General features: G+C 75.5%; 1 protein-coding gene. It reads right to left on the bottom strand.

Annotated elements, in window-relative coordinates:
• Positions 1-1496, bottom strand: a 1496-nt coding sequence (gene wzy / locus MXD58_RS30855) for an O-antigen polysaccharide polymerase Wzy (RefSeq protein WP_250610897.1), incomplete at its 3' end; no start/stop codon positions are given.
• Positions 1497-1512: the final 16 nt, after the last annotated feature.

Genomic DNA, 1512 nt, shown 5'->3' with positions numbered 1-1512 from the left:
GGCGCCGGAGCCCGAGCTGGCGTGCCGGGAGGCGCCGGGAGGAGCGGGCCCGCGATCGCCCGGCGGGTGGCGGCGTCGCGGGCGGCCTCACTGACGCGGCGATGGGTGACGCCGACCTCCGCCATCCTGATCAGGCCCAGCACGGCCAGCCCGAGCAGCACCTGGGAGGGGACGGCGGCGAACGCGTTGCGCACCTCGACGACCAGGGGCACGAGCAGGACGAGGCAGGCCGTCGCGGTTCGCCGCGCCGACCGGCCATGGTCCATCCACGCCACCGCGAGGCCGGTGAGCAGCAGGAACAGGATGACCCCGGGGCGACCGAAGTTGTAGTAGGCCTCCGCGATCGGCGACCCGCCGATCGGGCCCTCCCGGTTCATGATCAGCACGTTGAACAGCCGCTCGTCGGTGAACTGCGACGGCTGTGGGTGGCCCAGCAGCCGGCCCTCGACGAACCGGTCGAGCTGCCCGTAGAAGGTCGAGCCGGGGGGCGGGCGCTCGCCGAGGCCGTCGCGCCATTCGAGCACCGAGCCGATCGGGCGGATCGACGCGCCGAGTTCCGCGATCCCGTCAACCGGGCTGAACGTGATGGCCTGCAGCCGGACGCCGGACAGGCCGGACTGGCGGATCTCCCGCAGGCCGCCGATGAACGCGAGCAGCAGGACGGCGCCGACGAGCACCACCACGCCGCGCACGACGACGCGCCGCCGCGCCGCCACGGCCGCCGCGGAGACCGCCGGGAACATCACCTCGCCGCGCAGGCCGAGCGGCAGCGCCACGACCGCGAACACCGCGAACAGCACGACCGCCGCCCGCCGCCAGCGGCTCGGCCCCCCGATGACGGCGAGCACCAGGCCCAGGCCCATCCCGAACAGCACGTAGGGCACCGTGGGGGCGCGCAGGGCGGACTGGCCGACGTCGGCGTACGAACCGAACAGCAGGCCGAGCCCGCCGGCGGCGAGCACGGTGGCGACCAGTCCGACGACCGAGGCGGCAAGGAGCAGGAAGCCGGCGGGCGCCCGCAGGTCCGGCCGCTGGGACGGCTCGTCGGGCGCCGGGTGGTCGACGGCGGCCACCGGGTTCGGGCGCAGCGCCCGCCAGCCGGTCATCGCCGCCACCCCGACGGTGGCGCTGACGACCCCGAGCGTCGCCACCGCGAACAACCTGCTCATCGGGAACACGGACAGCCAGCGGAAGTCGTACTGGGCCCGGATCCGGCCGAACGAGGTGTCCGTGGCGAACAGCGCCGCCACCCCGAAGTGGAACACCGACAGCGTGATCAGGTAGACCGACGAGCACGCCCACACCCCGCGCGGCTGCGCCCGCACGCACAGCACCACGCAGACCGCGACCACCGCGACGGCCACCCGGGCGGCGCTGCGCTCGGGCAGCGCGGCGAACGACGACGCCCAGGCCGCGACGGCGAACAGCGCGATCACGCAGCCGGCGAGTGCCGTCCCCGCGGCCCGCCGCTGCGGTAGCGGCGCGACGGCGCCCACGATCTCGACACGGCGC

Source organism: Frankia sp. AgKG'84/4 (assembly GCF_023242965.2).
Lineage (GTDB): Bacteria > Actinomycetota > Actinomycetes > Frankiales > Frankiaceae > Frankia.
The sequence above is the reverse complement of the archived record's forward strand: the minus strand, read 5'-3'. Positions and strand labels throughout refer to the sequence as shown.